Raw genomic sequence first — 15,889 nt, 5'->3', positions numbered from 1 at the left:
ACGAAACGAACTCCCTCCACCGACGAAAGGTCCCCATGGGCTGGCCAACCGAACGCGACGATGCCGTCTTCTCCCTCATCGAACGAGAGGTCGAGCGGCAAAACGCGGGGCTGCAGCTGATCGCCTCGGAGAACTTCACTTCCCCGGAGGTCATGGAGGCCACCGGTTCGGTGCTCACCAACAAGTACTCCGAGGGGTACCCGGGCAAGCGGTACTACGGCGGCAACGAGTTCGTCGACGACATCGAGACCATCGCCATCGACCGGGTGCGTGAACTGTTCGGTGCCGAGTTCGCCAACGTTCAGCCCCACTCGGGGGCAAACGCGAACCTGGGCGTGTACCTCGCGCTGCTCGAGGCCGGAGACACCGTGTTGGGGATGAGCCTCGATCACGGCGGCCACCTCACCCACGGCAGCCCGGTGAACATCTCGGGCCGGACCTACAACTTCGTTCCCTACCAGGTGACCCCGTCGGACGAACGCATCGACTACGACCAGATCCGCGACCTCGCCAAACAGCATCGCCCCAAGCTCATCGTGGCCGGTGCGACGGCGTATCCGAGAATCATCGACCCCGCGGTGCTGCGCGAGATCGCGGATGAGTCGGGTGCGCTGTTGATGTTCGACGCCGCCCATATCGCCGGGTTGATCGCCGGCGGCGCGCATCCGAATCCGGTGCCCTACAGCGACATCGTGACCTTCACGACCCACAAGACCCTTCGCGGTCCCCGCGGCGGGTGCATTCTCGCTCGCGAGCAGTACGGGGCGGCGATCAACAAGGCGATTTTCCCCGGGTTGCAGGGCGGCCCGCTCGAACACGTCATCGCCGGTAAGGCCGTGGCCTTTCGCGAGGCCATGCACCCGAGTTTCACCGACTATGCGAACCAGATCGTGGCCAACGCACAGGCGCTCGCCGCTGCGCTCGGCGCCGAGGGGTTCCGCCTCGTGTCGGGAGGAACCGACAACCACCTCATGTTGGTCGACCTGCGTCCGTTCGACGCCGAACTCACCGGCAAGGACGCGCAGCTCGTGCTCGATGAGGCCGGCATCACGCTCAACAAGAACACCATCCCCGACGATCCTCGTTCGCCGTTTGTGACCTCCGGGCTGCGCATCGGCACGCCGTCGGTCACCACTCAGGGCATGCGCGAGGCCGAGATGGCCCAGATCGCGGAGTTCATCGCCCGGGTGTTGCGGCACCGCGACGACCGCTCGGTCATCGACGCGGTTCGCGCCGAGGTCGCCGATCTCTGTGCGCGGTTTGCCCCGTATCGGGCGTCGCGCTGACCGCGCTCCGAGCGGTCTCGAACACCGGGTTGTCGACGATCGCGCCGCTAGGGTGATCCTGTGATGCGGTCATATCTGATCGTGCTCGCGGTCAGTGTCGTCGTCACGGCGGCGGTGATGCCGCTCATGATGCGACTGTCCGCGAAGTTCGGGGCGATCGCCCATCCGAGCGACCGCAAGGTTCACGCACAGCCCACTCCGTCGCTCGGCGGGGGAGCGATGTATCTCGGTCTCCTGGCCGGGTTCGCGTGTGCGGCGTTGCTCGGCGAGTTCGAGTCGGTGTTCGAGTCACCGTCGAACATCGTCGGTGTCGCGATCGCTGCGACCGTGATTTTCGCGACCGGGCTCGTCGACGACATCCGCGACGTGTCGCCTCCTGCGAAGGTTGCCGGCATGGTGCTTGCGGGGTCGATCCTGGCGTTGAGCGGAGTGTCGATCATCAACGTGCCGATGCCGCTGCTGGGCTTCACCGTGTTGTCCCCCGACCTCGCCACCCTCGTGAGCGTGTGCTGGGTGCTGCTGATGGCCAATGCCGTCAACCTGATCGACGGCCTCGATGGGTTGGCCGCCGGGGTGATGGCCATCGCCTCGGGGGCGTTCCTGTTGTACTCGGTCAAACTCGACGCTGAAGGCGCCCTGTTCGCGGGCAACGTCGGGCCGCTCGTCGCGGTGGTGACGGTGGGGGTGTGTCTCGGGTTCCTGTTCTGGAATTTCCACCCGGCGAAGATCTTCATGGGGGACAGCGGCGCACTGTTGCTCGGACTGTTGATGGCCTCGTCGACGATCGCGGTCGGCGGGCAGAGCGATGACTCGTTCACCGGGCAGTCCTGGTTTTTCTTCGCACCGCTGGTGATGCCGCTGTTGATCCTCGGGGTCCCGCTGATCGACCTGGCCTTCGCGGTGTTGCGGCGCACACGAAGTGGCGCCGGGTTCGCCACCGCCGACAAGGATCACCTGCATCACCGGCTGATGCGCCTCGGTCATGGTCACCGTCAGACGGTGATCATCATGTGGAGCTGGACGGGTCTGTTCAGCGCGTTCGCGCTCTACCCGGCGATGTCGGGTCGCTCGACATTGATCATGCCGATCGCCTTGGCGGCGCTGCTGTTGCTGGTGTTCACGCTGGTGTTCCCGTGGGCCTCGCAGCGGCGTCGTCGACCAAATGGTGACGACGCCGCAGACGGTGACGATGCCGCAGACGGTGATGACGGTGGGGTCAGCGCAGCGGAACCGTCTCGGTCGCCACACCCGGGCGCATGATCCGACCCGGGGTCGCGTCGGTGGCAGTCCCGTCGACGACGATGTCGGTTCCCGCGACGATGACCCGCTTGATGCCCTTGGCCTCGGGCACGAGCCGGGCGGTGCCGCCGGGGAGATCATCGACGAGTTCGATCTTGCCGGCGCCGATCGTCTCGGGATCGAACATCACGAGGTCGGCGGCGTAGCCCGCAGCGATGAGTCCGCGGTCCTTGAGGCCGAACAACTTCGCCGGCGCCTCGGTGAGGTGCTGAACGGCCCGCTCGAGCGTCGTCAGTTTGCGCCCACGCAGGCAGTCGCCGATCCACTGGGTGGTGTAGGCCGGCCCAGCCATGCGGTCGAGGTGGGCGCCGGCGTCGGAACCGCCGATGATTACGCTCGGGTGTTCCCACGCCTCGGCGCGCATCTGCCACGACAAGTCGTCGTCGTCGGTCGGGCCGGGCCACAACACGGTGCGGAGGTCGTCGGCCAACACGACGTCGAGCAGTGCGTCGAATGCGGAGATTCCGCGTTCGGCACCGATCTGGCCGGCGGTCTTTCCGCGCAGCCCGGCGTTGGCCTCGGAGTAGGTCTGGCCGATGACGTATCCGTCCCAGCCGGCCAGCCGGGCGAACACTCCGGCGTCGGGCGACGCCGCCCGCTCGACCATGAAGCGGCGCACCTCGGGATCGCGCAGCTTCTCCATGCGTTCGTCGAGGGGCAGGCCCAAGATGTCGCCCCAGTCGGGCAACAGGTTGAGGCCACAGAAGTTCAGGAAGCTCATGTTCATCCCGACCAGGATCGGCATGGTCAGCGCGACGACCTTGGCCCCCGCCTCGCGGCAGCGATCCATGGCCTCGAGTTGGGTGCGGTACCGCTCCGGGGCGTTGGAGTCGACGGTGAGCACGTTCCAGTTGAGCGGTCGTTGGGCGGTGAGGGAGAAGTCGATCATGAACTCGATGTCGTCCTCGTCGAACCCGTCGAGACATCCGTTGGATGCGTATTCCAGCGTGGTTCCCTCGAACTGCGACACCACCTCGGCGAACGCCATCAATTCCTCTCGGCTGGCCCAACGGCTGGCGACCGGCTGGCCGTCGCCGTCGGTGTGGGTGCGCGACAGGGTGGTGGAAAAGCCCAGACCGCCCGCCTCGATCGAGGTGCGCAGCAGTTCGATCATCTCGTTGAGCTGTTCCGGGGTCGCCTCGTTGCCGACGGCCTCCTCGCCCATCACGTGGCGGCGAAGGGCGCAGTGCCCGACGAGGAAGCCGGCGTTCACCGCGATGTTGCCGTCGAGCCGGTCGAGGTACTCGCCAAAGGTCGACCAGTTCCAGTCGACCCCCTCCTCGAGGGCCTTGAGCGGCATGCCCTCGACCTTGGCCATCATCCGACGGGTGTAGTCGGCATCGGCGGCCTTGAGCGGGGCGAGGGTGAATCCGCAGTTGCCCGCCAAGATCGTGGTGATGCCGTGCAGGTTGGACGGCGAGGCCGCTGGGTCCCACATGAGTTGGGCGTCGTAGTGGGTGTGGGGATCGATGAATCCGGGGGTGAGGACCAGGCCGGTGCCGTCGATCACCTCGGATGCTTCGGGCAATTCGTCGCCCGCGTCGAAGATCGCAGCGATGCGCCCGTCCTGGATGGCGACCGATCCGCTTCGGCGGTCTGCGCCGGTGCCGTCGACAATCGTCGCGTTCGAAATGAGTCGATCAAACATGTTCAACACCTCGTTCGGCATTCGTTGTGCGGGCGGTCGTTTGAGACCGTTCGGAGCGGTGCGTGCGGCACCTGGAACCCGACGGTATCAAAATCTGACGGTCCGTCAGAAACAAGTCGAACCGAAGGGCGAGATTGCTGACTAGGGTTGCGGCCCGTCATCCGACCTGATTGGATGGCCGCCACTCATCGACATGGGGGATATGCATGAAACTGCGAGTCGTCGCCGCCTTGGCGATCTCGGCACTGTTGGCAACCGCGTGTGCGGCTGAAGGCGCCGACGAGGCCGTCACCGGCAACACCGAATCGACCGTCGCGCCGTCCGAAGGCACCGATACACCCGATGCCGGGGGAGCGGGTCGATTCGGCGACATCGAGTCGCCCTGCGGGCCGGGCGAAGCCACCGTCGCCGAAGCCGACGCGGGCTTGGGCACCGACAAGTTGTACCTCGGCGTCGCCAACAACCGCGAGGGCTTCAAGCCCGGCCTTCTCAAGGAACTCTGGGACTCCAGCACGGCGTTCGTGCAGTGGTGCAACGCCCAGGGCGGTATCGCCGGCATCCCGCTCGAGGCCGTCGATCTCGGCGTCGATGTCATGGCGGTGGAAGACGGCATGGCCGAGGCGTGCACCGACGTGTTCGCCATGGTCGGTGGCGGATACGCCATGGACAACCTGATGTTCTCGGGCAAGCCGGGCAGCGACTTTCACGAGTGCGGTCTGATCGCATTCCCGGGGTTTGCCGTATCAACCGACTTCTCCGAGGCGACCGATCAGGTCCAGGCGATCCCCAATCCGGCGCACCTCAAGGCCTATGGCTCCTATGTGCAGCTCGCCGACGTGTATCCCGACCTGATCGGCGACTTCGGCGTGGCGTTCGGCGATCTGGCGTCCATCGAGCAGAACAAGGACCAGGTCGTCGGTCAGGCCAAGCTGGTCGAGGGCTTCGGCAACTTCAGCACGGTCCGGTACGCGGTGGTCAACGCCGACTACTCCGTCACCGCCCAGCAGGTCATCCAGGCCGGTATCAAGTTGCTGAGCTTCGTCGGCGAGCCCGTCTCCTACGCCGGGCTGTCCCAGGCGCTCAACGACCAGGGTTGGGAAGGCGTCACCACCGCCGACGCAAATCAGTACGACTCGCGCCTCATCACCGCCCAGGGCCCCGAGGCCGTCGAGGGTGCCGTGATTCGCCTCGCCGCCCACCCCTTCGAGGAGGAGGACAAGTGGCCGGCGACCAAGCAACTCGTCGAGATCCTCGATGAGTACTCACCCGATTGGGAACATGCCGGCCTGACGATTCAGTCGTTCTCGGCCAACCTGCTCTTCGCGACCGCTGCCAACGAATGCGCCAAGAAGAACGGCGAGATCACCCGGGTGTGCGTGCTTCAGGAAGGCAAGGCCATCAAGAGCTGGACCGGCGGCGGTCTGCACGCCGAGGCCAACCCCGGCGACAACGAGCCGAGCGGCTGTTCGGTCCTCGTCACGATCAAGGACGGAAAGTTCGAACGCCTCCACCCCGAGATCGGCAGCGAAATGGACAGCGAGGACGGCTTCTACTGCGACGAACTCGTGACGCTCGAAGGCAACTTCGGCGCAGGAGCGACATCACGGTCGATTCTCGACAACTAGGTTTCCACCCCAGGCAAACGGCTGAGAGGCATCTCGGTGAAAGACCTCATTACCTACACGGTCACTGGTATCGCGATGGCGTCGGTGTACGCCATCGCTGCCAGCGGCCTGGTGGTCACCTACACCACGTCGGGGATCTTCAACTTTGCGCACGGCGCGTTCGGAACGCTGTCGGGGTTCGTGTTTTGGCAGCTCAGCACCGAGTCGGGGCAGGGCGGCTGGGGCATACCGAGGGCGTTGGCCTTCGCGATCGTCGTGTTGGGGTTCGCCCCGCTGTTCGGTGCGCTGGTCGAACGCGTCATCATGCGCGGTCTCGAGGGTGCGACCGAAGTAGTTCGCATCGTCGTGACGGTGTCGTTGCTGTTGGCCGTCATCGGCCTCGTGAACTGGATCTGGCCAGGCGACGTCACCCGGTCGATGCCTCGGTTCTTCGGCAACAGTTCAGTGCGCATCGGTGGGGTGAACGTCGCCTACAACCGCATCCTCATCCTCGTTGCCGCGCTGCTCGTCGCCGGCGGACTCCGCTTGGTCCTGTACAAGTCGCGCATGGGTATCGCCATGCGAGCGGTCGTCGATGACCGCTCGCTGGTGCGTCTCAACGGCGCCCGGCCCGGCCGTATCTCGATGTTCGCCTGGGCGCTCGGTTCCGGCCTCGCCGCGCTGTCGGGAATCCTCAGCGCTCCGCTGAGCCAGTTCGACTCGATCACCCTCACCTACACGGTCGTGAACTGTTACGCCGCGGCGGTTTTCGGCAAGCTCAAGAGCCTGCCGATGACCTTTCTCGGCGCACTCATCCTCGGGCTGGCCGAGTCGTATTACGCCGGTTTCGTCGTGACAAAGACCCCGGAGATCGGCGGATTCTCGACCGGCGGATTCCAGTTCGCACTTCCGGCGATCATGATGATGATCGTCATGGTCGCCCAGCCGCAGGCCCGCCTTCGCACCGGCGGCATTCAACGGACCCGGGCGGCGATGCGGGTGCCGACGCTGAACATGTCGCTCGTGGGGGCGGGGGCGTTGATCGTCGCCATGTACGGCATCACCACCCTCATTCCCTCCGACCCGGCGCGTTCACCGCTGGTGTGGACCATGTACTTCGCGCTCGTCAGCCTGTCGCTGGTTCCACTCACCGGATTCGCGGGGTCGATCAGCCTGGGGCAGATGACGTTTGTCGGTCTCGGAGCGGTCGTGATGAGCAAGGTGGCGGCCCAGACGGCATCGCTCGGGGCGCTCATCGTCGCCCTCGTCGTGTGTGCGGTCGTCGGGGCGATCATCGCCCTGCCCGCCCTTCGCCTCACCGGCATCTACCTCGCGCTTTCCACGGTGTCGTTCTCGCTGGTGATGTCGAAGGTGTTCTTCAGTCAGCGAAAGCTCGCGAACGGCAACACCGTGCGCGTCGAGCCGATCGATCTCGGGTTCTGGAAGCCGGTCACCAACCAGGACCTCGTGATGTTGGGAACCGTGGTGTTCGCGTTGCTCGGCGTCGGAGTGTGTGCCTTGCGTCGCAGTTCCTACGGACGGCGCCTCATCGCCATGAAAGACAGCCCGGTTGCGTGCGCGACCCTGGGACTCGACCTGACGCGGACCAAGATCGGCGTGTTCGCCTTTTCGGCGTCGATCGCCGGGCTCGCAGGCGCGTTGTCGGCCCGCTCGGTTCCGGTCAGCGAATACGACCTGCTCAACTCGATGTCGGTGTCGATGTTGGCGGTGGTCGGCGGCATCGGGGCGGTCGGCGGTGCGCTCATGGGCGGCCTCATGCTCGGCGGATTCCAGATGTTCCTGCCGAGGTTCCTCGCCGGCAACGTCGTCGGGATCTTCCAGTTCTTCAACGTCGATATCAAGAACCTGCTGCAGGTCGCCCCGGGCATCATGGGCATCAGCCTCGGTCGCAACCCGGACGGTGCGGCGGCACAGATCGCGGAAGCGTTCCGGCCGGTCACCGAACGCAAGGACGCGTTCGGGTTGATGCTCGGCGGTCCGGTGATCATCTGGCTGCTCGCCCGAAGTGGCACCGTCACCGGATGGGGGTTTGTCGCCATGATGATTCTGTTCCTCCTGGCGATCGTGCCGCTGTTGCCGGTGCTGTTCGCTCCGATCGAAGGGGGAAGAGCGCTTCCTGCGGGGGTGTGGCTCATCGCATGTTCCGCGATCGTTGGAGGCCTGAACTGGCACGAACTGCTCGATTCCAACGGCGCCCGGGTCGTCGCGATGATCGTGGCCGCGCTCGTCGCGGCGTTCGGGGCGGTCGCGATCCACGGCAAGGTTCCGAAGATGACCGAACCGCGGCCGTCGCCCGACCTGTTGGGAATCGATCGGCCGATCATGCGGGCCGACGTGCTCGAGGCTGAAACCGTGTTGGGCGTGAGTGAGGGGGACTTCGGTGGCCTTGCTTGAGACTCGAGGGTTGACCGTGCGTTTCGGCGGGAACCTGGCCGTGTCCGACGTCAACCTCGCGGTGGAATCGGGCCGGGTGACGGGGCTGATCGGCCCGAACGGCGCCGGCAAGACCACGACGTTCAACATGATCTCCGGCGTTCTGACGCCGACTGCGGGTCGCGTGGTGCTCGACGGAAATGACGTGTCGAAGGTGGGCACACACAAGCGCGCTCGATTGGGGATCGGCCGGACCTTTCAGCGGCTCGAGGTGTTCTCTTCGCTGAGCGTTCGCGAGAACCTGTTGGTGGGTTGTGAGATTCGCCAGGCTTGGGCGCGCCGGACCCCGGCGAACCGACAATTGCTCGCCCCCGAGGGGAGCGACCCCGACGCCGGTGCCGAGGTGGAACTGATCCTCGATCGACTCGGACTCGCGGAGTTCGCGGATGTCAACGTCGGCTCGTTGTCCACCGGTCGGGCCCGCCTCGTCGAACTCGGCCGAGCGCTGGCCATCCGGCCCCGGGTGCTGCTCCTGGACGAGCCGGCCTCGGGTCTCGACGATCACGAGACCGAGCAGTTCGGAGAACTGCTGGTGCAACTCGCGCAATCGGGCCTCGCCATCTTGATGGTCGAACACGACGTCCCGCTCGTGATGAAGGTGTGCACCCAGATCTACGTTCTGGATTTCGGCCAGATCATCGCCGAGGGAACGCCGGCGGAGGTCCAGGCGAACGAGTCGGTGCTCAACGCCTATCTCGGGAGCGCGCTGTGAGCGATGTCGCGAACCTCATCGAACTGCAGGGAATCCGTGCGGCCTACGGAAACATCGAGGTGTTGCACGGCATCGACCTCGAGATTCCGGCGGGGGTCGTGGTGGCGCTGCTCGGCCCCAACGGGGCGGGCAAGACCACGACGCTCAACGTCTGTTGTGGCCTCGTAACGCCGACCGCTGGCAAGGTGATCGTCGCCGGCCGTGACGTGACCGGAGTCGCCCCAGAGGAGCTTGCCCGGCGTGGGCTCATCACCATTCCCGAGGGTCGGGGGGTGTTTCCCAACCTGACCGTTCGCGAGAATCTGCAGATGGCCAGCTATGCCGGTCGACCGATCGACGAGATCGAGGAGATGACCTACGCACAGTTCCCGAGGCTGGGCGAGCGGCGCAGCCAACTCGTGGGAACGATGTCCGGCGGCGAACAGCAGATGCTGGCGATGGCGCGGGGTCTCGCGTCGAATCCGGCGGTGTTGCTGCTCGACGAGTTGTCGATGGGACTCGCTCCACTCGTGGTGGAGGAGTTATATGCGATCGTCGCGGACATCGCGCGCACCGGCGTGTCGATTCTGGTCGTCGAACAATTCGCCCGCACCGTGCTCGGCATCGCCGACCTTGCGGCGATCATGGTCAACGGATCCATCCGTACCGTTGGGCCGCCGGCCGAGGTGGAAGAGGAGCTCTCCGCTGCGTACCTTGGCGGCGACCACGGCACAACCGGCGGTGCGCGGTGACCGGCGGACCCACGACCCCAACCCACACCCCTTCGATCTCCCAGCCTTGGAGGAACCACCAATGAATGAGAATCCCGATCGCATCCAGCAGTTCAACAAGGAGATCGGCGACCTGAAGCTCAAGGCGTCGAGCGGCGAGAACGAGTCGCGACTGCTCGTGGTCGGAGTCGTGCTGTCGATCGCCGGTCTGGTGCTGGCGATCTACGGCGGGCTCATGGTGCAAGGCACCTTGAACGAGTTCAACCAGCGCTCCTACACCGCCACCGGCAGTTTCATCGGCCTGGCGTTGTTGATCGCCGGCGCGGCGCTGTTCATCCGTTACTCGATCGCGCGCTACCTGCGGTTCTGGCTGATTCGCCTGGTTCATGAGAGCCGTGCGAACACCGACCGCATCGTGGAAGCGATCGAGATCGCATCCGGTCAGAGCCCGGAGCGGTAAGAACCGTCACAGCCAAAGGTTGGACTTGCGAGCAGATCGCGGGTCCCCGTAGATTGGGAACAGTTTCACAAGCACGCCGGACGAGGGTCCGGGCGCCGAAACCGGGACACCATTGATGGCCGTAGCCGACCACCACGAACTCACCGAACAGCCTGCCGGCCAGCTCGCCACTGCGCAGCGCGCCAGCGCGCAGCTGACCACGTCGCACACCGGCTATGAGCTGGTCGTGTCGCCGTTTCTGTTGGCGCTGTTCGGATGGTGGGTCGATTCCAAGCTCGGCTGGACCCCGGTGTTGACCATCGCACTGGCCGTGTTCGGTGTGGTCGGAGCGGTCACGAGCATGTACCTGAGCTACCGACGGTCGATGGACGAGGCGGCGGCGGCGGCCGGTGTCATCCGCGGCGAATCAGCGGCTCGACGTGCGCAGGCCCGCCAGAGCGTCGTCGAGGCTCGGGCTGCCGAGCGTGCCCGCCTCGATGTCGAACTCGCCGAGGCGCAAGCGGCCGAGCGACGCGGGGTCAACGGCACCGCACCGGAGGCGGCGGTATCGACAGCAGCGGCAGGGTACGGCGCATGAACGATCCCGTGAACCCGCTGACCACCGCCGTGCAGAGCGCTCCGGCATTCGAGATCGCCCTCGACATGGCGAAGCGCTCGTGGATTCTCATCCCGGTCACGTTCTTCGTCGGCGGATTCTGGGGGCTCAACGGCATCTTGTCCGCGGGCTACGCGCTCGTGCTGATCGTCGTCAATTTCGTGCTCGCCGCCTACATGTTGTCGGCCGCGGGTCGTATTTCGTTCGCCCTGATGGCCGGTGCCGCGCTCGGCGGCTACCTGCTGCGCTTGGGCCTGATCTTCGCTGCGGTCATGGCGGTCCGCAACATGTCGTGGGTTGAGTTTGTGCCGCTTGGCATCATGCTCATCGTCACCCACCTCGGACTCCTGTTGTGGGAGCTCCGATTCGTTTCGGGTTCGATGGCCTTTCCGGGCCTCAAGCCGAAGCCTGTTCCAAACCGGCCTGACGATCCCCACGTCGCGAACGCGGCGTAGAGCTTTGTCGGCAACTGAGACGTCATCTACTGAGGAGTGAAGCGTGCTCGCTGAGGTGAAATTCCCTGGCATTGAAGAGATGGTCGAATGGCCGAACTTCTTGATCAAGGACGGACCGTTCGCGTTCAACAAGGTCGCCCTGATCTCGCTGATCGCAATGGCCATCCCGACGATCTGGTTCCTCGTCGCCGGAGCCAAGGCGAAGAAGGCCGCGCAGAGCGCTCCGACCGGCGCCCAGAACATGGCCGAGATCGCCGTCGACTTCGTCGAGAAGCAGGTCATCATGCCGACCATCGGCCCGGACGGCCTCCGGTACCTGCCGCTGCTCATCTCGATGTTCCTGTTCATCTTCTTCGGCAACATCTTCGGCATCTTGCCCACCGCCCACTTCGGTGCCAACGCACGCATGGCCAATCCAGCCATCCTCGGCATCTTGGCGTTGGTGATGTTCGTGACCGTCGGCGTGAAACACAACGGTCTGGGCTACTTCGCCTCCGCGCTGTTTCCCCCGGGAGTTCCGAAGGCGCTGTACATCCTCGTGACCCCGATCGAGTTGATCTCCACGTTCCTGGTGCGCCCGTTCTCGCTCGCCGTTCGTCTTTTCGCCAACTCGCTGGCTGGCCACATCCTCCTCATCACCTTCTCGGTGTTGAGCGCCACCTTGTGGGGATTGAACGCTCTGGTGCTCGCCATGCCGTTCTCGTTCTTCATGCTCATCGCCTTCGTGGGCTTCGAGTTGATGGTGGCCTTCCTTCAGGCCTACATCTTCGCCCTGCTCACCGGTGTGTACATCGGTGGCGCCCTGCACCCGGCGCACTGATTCACTCAACAAAGTCGTGGGGGAGCGTTGCTCCCCACCGAGACCTGACCAACCTCTGGTGCACGGCACCGGAACTCACAGGAGAAACCAACAACCATGTCCACGCTCAGCTCCATCGCCCAGCACGCCATCGACGCGACGTCGCAGTTCAACTCTGAGGAACTGACCGCCGCCGATGTCAAGGGCATCACCGCAGCCGGCGGCGCCGGCATCGCGTACGGTCTTGCCGCCATCGGCCCGGCCATCGGCATCGGCTACCTCGTCGGTCAGTCGGTCCAGGCGATCGCTCGCCAGCCCGAGGCCGCCGGCCAGGTGCAGACCACGATGTTCCTCGGCATCGCCTTCACCGAAGCCCTCGCGCTGATCGGCTTCGTGGTCTTCATTCTTCTCAAGTTCGTCTGATCTCAGCACGGATGCGAGGTGGCCCGACCGCCGCGCATCGCGAACTGTGAGTTGTTGGTAGTGGGGTGGGGGTGTTGCACCCCCACCACCACGAGTCGCCAACCGAAACTTTGTCCGTCATTTCTTCAACAGGAGAACCCATGCTTGCCGTAGCGCTCAGCCTCCTCAGCGAGGGTGGTGAAGCCGCCGAAAAGGTAGCCAACCCCGTTCTTCCGACCGTCCCTGAGATGGTCTGGGGTGCGATCGCATTCTTCTCGCTGCTCGCCCTCATGAAGTTTGTGCTTCTGCCGCCGATCAAGCAGTCGACGCGCAAGCGCGAAGAGCGCATTCGTGCCGATGAGGAAGCCGCCGAGCGCGCCATCGTCGAGTCCGAACAGATCCGCCGGGATTACGACGCGACGCTCGCCGAGGCCCGTGCCGAAGCCGCTCGTATCATCGACGAGGCACGCGAGTCCGCCGAGGCCAAGCGTTCCGAGATCATCCGAGCTGCCGAGGACGAGGTCGCTAACGCCCGACAGGGTGCGCTCGCCGAACTCGAGACCGAGCGTGGCTCGGCGCTCGATTCGCTGCGTACCCAGGTCGCCACGATCGCCGTTTCGGCCGCCGGCAAGGTCATCCAAAAGCCCCTCGACGTCGCCGCCAACCAGGCCGTCGTCGACGCCCACGTCAGCCGCGCTGACGCCTAAGGAGTACGAGATGATCGCATTTCTCGCCGCAGGCAACGGCAACTGGTTGCCACACGACATCAACGAGGTCTACTGGGGAACCGCAGCGTTTCTCATCGTGTTCGGGCTCATCATCTGGAAGGCGGGTCCCGCCATCAAGACCGCTATCGCTGCTCGGCCGGCGCGCATCGCCGAGGAACTCGGTTCCGCCGCGACGGCTCGTGCGAGCGGTGAGGCCAAGGTGGCCGAGGTGAAGAACGCCCTGGCCGATTCCGACAAGGAAGCCGCCCGCATCATCGATGAGGCACGCCAGACCGCGTCACGGCTCAGTTCCGACACCGTGGCCCGCGCCGAGGCCGAGGCGGTCGCCATCCGAGAGCGCGGCGCCGCCGACCTGGTCGCGGCACGCCGTCAGGCCCAAGCCGATCTCACCAACGAGGTGAGCCGCCTCGCACTCGGAGCAGCCGAACGGGTCGTCGACGCGAACCTCACCGACGACACCCAACAGGCGCTCATCGACAGCTACATCAGCCAGGTCGGCGCGACCAACTGACCCGAGGAATCACCATGTCCGAAGCTGTAAACAACGCCTACGCAGAGGCCATCGGGGCCGTCGCACGTGCCGAGGGTCAGGCCAGCACCGTCGAGCGCGAGCTCGTCGCCGTCGCCTCCGCGATCACCGGCTCCGACGAGTTGCGCACCACCCTTGGCGACACCAAGATCCCCGCGGCCCGTCGCATTCAGATCGTGGAGGATCTCCTCGGCGGCAATGCGGCGCCGGCGACGGTGTCGATCGTGTCGCTCATCGTTGCGAACGGCCGCGTCGGCGATCTCGAAGCGATCGCCAAGGCCGTGCTCAACCGTGGAGCGGCTGCCCGCGGCGAAGAGGTCGCCGAGGTTCGTTCCGCGGTCGCGTTGAACGATGAGCAGATCGAGCGGCTCGCCGCCGCGCTCAAGGCGAAGCTCCATCGCGACGTCACCATCCGCAACATCGTCGACCCGTCCGTCCTCGGCGGCATCATCACCCAGGTCGGTGAGACGCTGCTCGACGGTTCTGTCCGTACCCGCATGACCCAGCTGCGCGAGGCCTTCTGACGCCTCGGCGTCGCCCGCCAGCCCGCACCTTTCACCTGCTCAGGAGCAACGACACACCATGGCCGAGTTGACCATCAACATCGCCGACATCACGGCAGCCATCCAAAAGAACCTCGATGGGTTCAACCCCGACGTGAGCGTCGGCCAGGTTGGCCGTGTCATCGAGGTCGGCGACGGTATCGCCCGCGTGTCGGGCCTTCCGGACGCGACCGTCAACGAGATTCTCGAATTTGAGTCGGGCAAGCTCGGCCTCGCGCTCAACCTTGACGAGCACTCGATCGGCGCCGTGGTCCTTGGCGAGGTCGACGACATCGAAGAGGGACAAGCCGTGAAGGCGACGGGCGAGATCCTGTCGATTCCGGTGGGCGATGGAATGTTGGGCCGAGTGGTCAACACCCTCGGCCAGCCGATCGACGGCAAGGGCCCGCTCACCAACGTCGTCACCCGACGCGTCGAGGTGCAGGCGCCCGGAATCATGGGCCGCCAGCCCGTGGGCGAACCCATGCAGACGGGAATCAAGGCGATCGACTCGCTGATCCCGATCGGACGTGGGCAGCGTGAGCTGATCATCGGTGACCGTAAGACGGGCAAGACCACCGTCGCGATCGACGCCATCATGAACCAGAAGGGTCTGGGCGTGAAGTGCATCTACGTGGCGATCGGGCAGAAGGCCTCGACCGTCGCGCAGACCGTGGCCCGCCTCGAAGAGGCCGGTGCGATGGAATACACGGTCGTCGTGGTGGCTCCGGCCTCGGACCCGGCTCCGTTCAAGTACCTCGCTCCCTATGCCGGTTGCGCCATGGGTCAGCACTGGATGGAGAACGGCGATCACGGCCTCATCATCTACGACGATCTCTCCAAGCAGGCCGAGGCCTACCGTCAGGTGTCGCTGTTGCTGCGCCGTCCGCCGGGCCGCGAGGCCTATCCGGGCGACGTGTTCTACCTGCACAGCCGTCTGCTCGAGCGTGCCGCCAAGCTCTCCGACGAGCTGGGTGCCGGTTCGCTCACCGCGCTTCCGGTCATCGAGACCAAGGCCGGCGACGTGTCCGCCTACATTCCGACGAACGTGATCTCGATCACCGACGGTCAGGTCTTCCTGCAGGACGACCTGTTCAAGTCGGGCGTACGCCCCGCGATCGACGTGGGCATCTCGGTGTCACGCGTGGGTTCGGCCGCACAGATCAAGGCGATGAAGACCGCGGTCGGCACGCTGAAGTCCGATCTGCAGCAGTTCCGCGAGCTCGAGGCGTTCGCCGCCTTCGGTTCTGACCTCGATGCCGTGTCGAAGGCGCAGCTCGAGCGTGGGTATCGTCTCACCGAGTTGCTCAAGCAGGGCGTGGGTGAACCGGTTCCGGTTCAGGAGCAGGTGGTCATCCTCTACGCCGGCACCCGCGGATTCCTCGACAACGTCGATATCGCCGATGTTCGCCGGTTCGAAGCCGAACTCGTCGAGTGGTTCCGTACCCGTCACGGCGACCTGCTCGCTGCGATCAAGGAGACCGGCAAGGTCGACGAGGAGACCCTCGACGCCGGCGTGAAGGCGTTCGCAACGCAGTTCCGGGCGACGCAGGCTGCAGCAGCGGTGGAAGCGACCGCCGAGGGCGACTTGGCCTCCACCGGCACCGCCCACGGTTCCAACCACCTCCCCGAGGGCGAGTCGGTCCTCGCCGACGACGAGGCCTGA

Annotated in this window: 16 protein-coding genes; 15 read left to right on the top strand and 1 reads right to left on the bottom strand. The window is 65.3% G+C overall.

The window, feature by feature from the left end; all coding sequences use genetic code 11:
- Positions 1-35: 35 nt before the first annotated feature.
- Both M9952_11120 and M9952_11115 read left to right on the top strand, forming a co-directional pair.
- Positions 36-1,286, top strand: a complete 1,251-nt coding sequence (locus M9952_11120) for a serine hydroxymethyltransferase (protein ID MCO5313469.1) — start codon at positions 36-38, stop codon at positions 1,284-1,286.
- A gap of 63 nt (positions 1,287-1,349) precedes the next feature.
- Entirely contained in the window at positions 1,350-2,546 is a 1,197-nt protein-coding gene (locus tag M9952_11115; GenBank protein MCO5313468.1) for an undecaprenyl/decaprenyl-phosphate alpha-N-acetylglucosaminyl 1-phosphate transferase, read from the top strand.
- Here M9952_11115 and M9952_11110 read toward each other — a convergent pair.
- Positions 2,503-4,233 carry an amidohydrolase family protein gene (locus M9952_11110; protein ID MCO5313467.1) on the bottom strand — a complete coding sequence of 577 codons (1,731 nt, stop codon included), beginning with the start codon at positions 4,231-4,233 and terminating at the stop codon, positions 2,503-2,505. The two genes, M9952_11115 and M9952_11110, sit on opposite strands and share 44 nt — an antisense overlap.
- A gap of 206 nt (positions 4,234-4,439) precedes the next feature.
- Between M9952_11110 and M9952_11105 the strand changes: the two genes are divergently transcribed.
- From M9952_11105 to atpA, 13 genes are all read left to right on the top strand, one after another.
- A complete protein-coding gene (locus M9952_11105) occupies positions 4,440-5,858 on the top strand; it encodes an ABC transporter substrate-binding protein (protein MCO5313466.1) in 1,419 nt (472 codons plus the stop codon).
- 36 nt (positions 5,859-5,894) lie between these two features.
- Complete coding sequence (locus tag M9952_11100) at positions 5,895-8,252, top strand: ABC transporter permease (protein ID MCO5313465.1); 2,358 nt, start codon at positions 5,895-5,897, stop codon at positions 8,250-8,252.
- Entirely contained in the window at positions 8,239-9,003 is a 765-nt protein-coding gene (locus tag M9952_11095; GenBank protein MCO5313464.1) for an ABC transporter ATP-binding protein, read from the top strand. Before M9952_11100 ends, M9952_11095 begins: the two co-directional genes overlap by 14 nt.
- Positions 9,000-9,734, top strand: a complete 735-nt coding sequence (locus tag M9952_11090; GenBank protein ID MCO5313463.1) for an ABC transporter ATP-binding protein — start codon at positions 9,000-9,002, stop codon at positions 9,732-9,734. Before M9952_11095 ends, M9952_11090 begins: the two co-directional genes overlap by 4 nt.
- Before the next feature lie 61 nt (positions 9,735-9,795).
- The gene (locus M9952_11085) at positions 9,796-10,173 is read left to right on the top strand and encodes a hypothetical protein (protein ID MCO5313462.1); all 378 of its coding nucleotides are present in this window, start codon (positions 9,796-9,798) and stop codon (positions 10,171-10,173) included.
- 115 nt (positions 10,174-10,288) lie between these two features.
- Positions 10,289-10,750, top strand: coding sequence for an AtpZ/AtpI family protein (locus tag M9952_11080; GenBank protein ID MCO5313461.1), 462 nt, complete (start codon positions 10,289-10,291; stop codon positions 10,748-10,750).
- Positions 10,747-11,223 carry an ATP synthase subunit I gene (locus M9952_11075; GenBank protein MCO5313460.1) on the top strand — a complete coding sequence of 159 codons (477 nt, stop codon included), beginning with the start codon at positions 10,747-10,749 and terminating at the stop codon, positions 11,221-11,223. The genes M9952_11080 and M9952_11075 overlap by 4 nt, the downstream gene beginning before the upstream one ends.
- A 43-nt stretch (positions 11,224-11,266) precedes the next feature.
- Positions 11,267-12,043: a F0F1 ATP synthase subunit A gene (gene atpB, locus M9952_11070; GenBank protein MCO5313459.1), complete on the top strand. Its 777-nt coding sequence runs from the start codon at positions 11,267-11,269 to the stop codon at positions 12,041-12,043.
- 186 nt (positions 12,044-12,229) lie between these two features.
- Positions 12,230-12,445, top strand: coding sequence for an ATP synthase F0 subunit C (gene atpE, locus M9952_11065; GenBank protein MCO5313458.1), 216 nt, complete (start codon positions 12,230-12,232; stop codon positions 12,443-12,445).
- A gap of 140 nt (positions 12,446-12,585) precedes the next feature.
- A complete protein-coding gene (gene atpF, locus M9952_11060) occupies positions 12,586-13,131 on the top strand; it encodes a F0F1 ATP synthase subunit B (protein ID MCO5313457.1) in 546 nt (181 codons plus the stop codon).
- 10 nt (positions 13,132-13,141) lie between these two features.
- Positions 13,142-13,663 (top strand): F0F1 ATP synthase subunit B, encoded by a 522-nt coding sequence (gene atpF, locus M9952_11055; GenBank protein MCO5313456.1) that lies wholly within the window; start codon positions 13,142-13,144, stop codon positions 13,661-13,663.
- A 14-nt stretch (positions 13,664-13,677) separates the two neighbouring features.
- Positions 13,678-14,205 carry an ATP synthase F1 subunit delta gene (gene atpH, locus M9952_11050; protein ID MCO5313455.1) on the top strand — a complete coding sequence of 176 codons (528 nt, stop codon included), beginning with the start codon at positions 13,678-13,680 and terminating at the stop codon, positions 14,203-14,205.
- A gap of 58 nt (positions 14,206-14,263) precedes the next feature.
- Positions 14,264-15,889, top strand: a complete 1,626-nt coding sequence (gene atpA, locus M9952_11045) for a F0F1 ATP synthase subunit alpha (protein MCO5313454.1) — start codon at positions 14,264-14,266, stop codon at positions 15,887-15,889.

Source organism: Microthrixaceae bacterium, assembly GCA_023957975.1.
GTDB lineage: Bacteria > Actinomycetota > Acidimicrobiia > Acidimicrobiales > Microtrichaceae > JAMLGM01.
Note: the sequence above shows the minus strand (reverse complement) of the source record. Positions and strands in the feature narration are given on the sequence as shown.